Consider the following 3851-nt stretch of genomic DNA (forward strand, 5'->3'; position numbering starts at 1 on the left):
GCAAGGATCGCATGATGCAATCAATGGGAACCAAATTAATAAAATATCTGGAGATATAGCAAATTATTTTGGTGGTGATGCTTCATTCGAAAATGGTGCCTTTAAAGGACCAAAATATAGTTTATCTGTTATTGTTGAAGATGGTCAGGTGGCAAAAGCCAATTATCATGACGTTGGCTCAGCTTTGACAGGTCTTGATGCAAATGTGAAGAGTGTGAATACGCATCTGACGAATGTGGTAAACGATGTCAATGAAAAAATCACGAATATTACTCAAGAAGTTAAAGGGGACGCCTTGTTGTGGAACGGTGATGAGCAGGCATTTGTAGCACAGCATGGAGAGGGAAGAACCAATAGCAAAATTAAGTTTCTTGCCAATGGAGATATTACTGAAAATTCAACCGATGCTATAAATGGTTCGCAACTTTATCTTATGAGCAACCAATTGGCTGCGTATTTTGGTGGTGGCGCTGGCTATAATAATGGAGAATGGACTGCTCCTACTTTTAAGATAGTACAATTCAAGGCTGACGGGAGCTCTGGTGAAAAGAAGAATTATCATAACGTTGCCAGTGCTTTTGACGGCGTAAGTGAGAGTATGTCTAAGATAAACGACCGCATTCAAAATGTTGAAAACAATGTCTCGTCCAATGGTTTAAATTGGAATGAACAGAAAGGAATGTATGACGCTAGTCATAAAGGTAAAGCGAGCAAGATTGATAATGTATCTGATGGTAAAGTTGAAAAAGGCTCAAAAGAAGTTGTAAATGGAGGACAGCTATGGGAGACGAACAAGAAGGTCACAGAAGTTGAAAACAGGGTAGACACAATTGAAAACAGAGTAGATAATATCCATCAACATATACAAGATATTGAAATTTCAGTCGCAGATGGTGCGGTTAACTATGATAAAGATGGAGAAGGAAACAAAACTAATAGGATCACTTTAGAGGGTGGAGATTCCAGTGAACCTGTTTTAATTGATAATGTTGCGGATGGCCGTATTGAGAAGGACTCGAAAGAAGCTGTGAATGGTGGTCAACTGCATGATTACACTCAGCAACAGATGAAAATTGTTCTCGATGATGCAAAAAAATATACGGATAGTCGGGTGGATAATATTGTTATTAATGCCATTGATGATGCTGTTGATCGGTCTGACCGATATACAGATATGAAGTTTAATATTTTAAGTTATGATATTAAGAGCGTGCGCAAAGAGGCAAGGCAAGCAGCCGCCGTTGGTCTAGCAGTATCCAACCTACGTTACTTCGACGAGCCAGGATCTTTGAGTGTCTCATTTGGTAGCGGCACATGGCGTGGACAATCCGCATTTGCTCTTGGTGCTGGTTATACATCTGAAAACGGAAAAATCCGCTCTAATCTCTCTGCCACGAGTGCTGGTGGTCATTGGGGCATAGGTGGTGCAATTACTCTGAAAATAAAATAATACGAATAACGAAAACAGAACAAAACATTCCCCCTTATTTATTGAAATAAGGGGGAATATTTTTTTACAGACGCACAGTATTTATCTAGAGATAAGCATAATATTTGATGAGGCTATAAACTGTGAGGTTTTATAGAAGATTTTTCTATATTTTGTTGAAAAAAGATCACAGTAGAATCCATATTGCTAAAAAGTTATATTTTTATGTTGCTATTTTCATGAACAGCCTATAGCAATATGGGAGTGTATATTAGTAAGACTCATTTTGATAAAATAATTCAAAGGGGGAAAAGTAGTGCGTAAATATAAAAGGTACATCACGGGACCGCGCATATATCATTATATGATATATTAAAAAGAAAAAATCCAACTAAAAAGCCAGTTATCCAAGGAAAACTATATTCCGGACATATTACAATTTCTTTTTACTTTACTTATTATTAACAAAACCATGCTTTCTAATAAAAATAAAGTCTATAATTAGGAAAATACATACTAAAACCTAGTACAAAGGATTTTATAGTAACCACTACCAAGTAAAAAGTAATATTAAATATAAAGACCCCTTTTTAGTTAGAAAAAAAGCACACTAAAAAACTTAGACTCTAAATGTGTCATCTTTATGTCCACAAAACATAATCAAAAAGACAAGCATTTAGGTCTCAATACAGAGAGCACAAACAGAACAAGACTAAAGACTCAAAATGTTCACACTCTAAGCAATGATCGTCTACTCTGAATTCCAAAGACATCAATAATGCTAAAATGTGTCTTTTTTATGTTTTGGAGGTGTTTCTAAGTTTTTTCATTGGAGAGTTTGTTATGAAAAAATTATATGCCCCACAAGCTGCGAGTGAATTAAAACGTTCTCGTTTTTCTTTTGTTAAAGTTCTTTCGTTGGCTATAGCGGCTACATTCTTATCGAATGTTACGCCTGTTTTTTCAGCAAATCCTGATTTTAGAAACACGTTTCTTGAAGGTGTAAAAAGTGCTGGTGTATCTTATCCACAAAGCCTTCTCTCTGTTGCTGGTTTGAATGCTTCTGAAGATTACGCAAATTTTTTAACCAAAACCCTTTCTGGTAAGAGCGATAAGAGTTCTATCGTAAATGTTCTTGCGGACGATAGCAAAAATTTATTGGTCAGAACCCTAGATACAGACGAGCAATATAAAAAGTCTCTCATTAGTCCACGGTCGCTTGTTCGTGATAGCTCTACAGCCCAACAGTTTGCAGGGAATAATGAGAATGCAATCCCTGTTAATGTTTCTGACCTTTTGCGGGGCGGAACTGCAGGAATGCAACGTTCTCAAAATAACAATATTATTTTGGGTAGTGGGATTAATTATACAAACAGCAAGTGGGGTGTTTTTATTGGTGACGATGTGGTTGGTAGTGTTGGTGGGAGAGGTACATACGGTTCTGTTGCTATCGGGTACAGAGCAAAAGCTGGTGATGGTTGGAGTACTGTTATTGGTTATATGGCAGAGTCACCTAAGGGCGTGTATGGTACTGTCGTTTTAGGGCGGGGGGCAAAAACGGAAGGTGTTTATAGCATTGCAATCGGTGGTGTTGGAGCTGATCCTGGATCTAAAGAACAGGATATTGATGAAAAAAATAGAGTACTTGCAACTGGTGATTATGCAATGGCTCTTGGTTATGGCGCGAAGAATTATGCAGAAAAGGGGATTGTTCTTGGTTACAATGCATCTGTAACAAAGGAGGCGCTGTATAGTATTGCTATGGGTAATCAGGCAAGTGGAATAGGTGAATCTAGTATTGCTATAGGTTCCATGTCTTACGCTTTTGCTCCAAGCAGTATCGCAATAGGTGCCAGTTCTATAGTTTCTGTACAAGGTGGTGTTGCTATAGGAAGTAATGTTATCGCTGATAGGGCTCTAGGTCTTCCAGGATATGCTTCTTCGCTGCAGGGGGCGACAAAAAGCACTGAAGCGCAATGGAAAAGTACGCAGGGTGCCGTTAGTGTTGGTAGCAAAAGTACGGGCGTGACGCGGCAGATTATAGGTGTAGCAGCTGGTAGTGACCCTACTGATGCAGTAAATGTTGTACAGTTAAAAGACTTAGAAAGTGTCGTGAGAAATGGCGGTTGGAAACTATCTGTTGGGGGTAAGGATGGTAAGAGCGTTATCATGGACAGCGCGGTAGATTTTTCCGCTGGAAGTACAAATCTTACGATTACAAAAGGCAAAGATGACAATAATATAAAATTTGATCTAGCTAAGGAAATCGCAGTCAATAAAGTAACTGCAGGAAGCAGTACCTTAGACGCAACGGGCTTAGTGATTGCCAATGGTCCGAAAATAACCACCGGAGGTATTGATGCTGGAGGTAAAAAGATAACTGGAGTGGCAACGGGTACTGAAAGCACCGATGCGGTGAATT

At 38.7% G+C, this 3851-nt stretch carries 1 protein-coding gene and 1 pseudogene; both read left to right on the plus strand.

The window, feature by feature from the left end; translation table 11 throughout:
- Window positions 1-1450, plus strand: a 1450-nt coding sequence (locus tag ACFIK0_RS08870) for a Vomp family autotransporter (RefSeq protein ID WP_375663849.1), incomplete at its 5' end; no start/stop codon positions are given.
- Between the two features lie 822 nt (window positions 1451-2272).
- Window positions 2273-3851, plus strand: a pseudogene (locus ACFIK0_RS08875) (hypothetical protein); the annotation flags it as partial.

This window comes from Bartonella sp. CL63NXGY (assembly GCF_042194905.1).
GTDB lineage: Bacteria > Pseudomonadota > Alphaproteobacteria > Rhizobiales > Rhizobiaceae > Bartonella.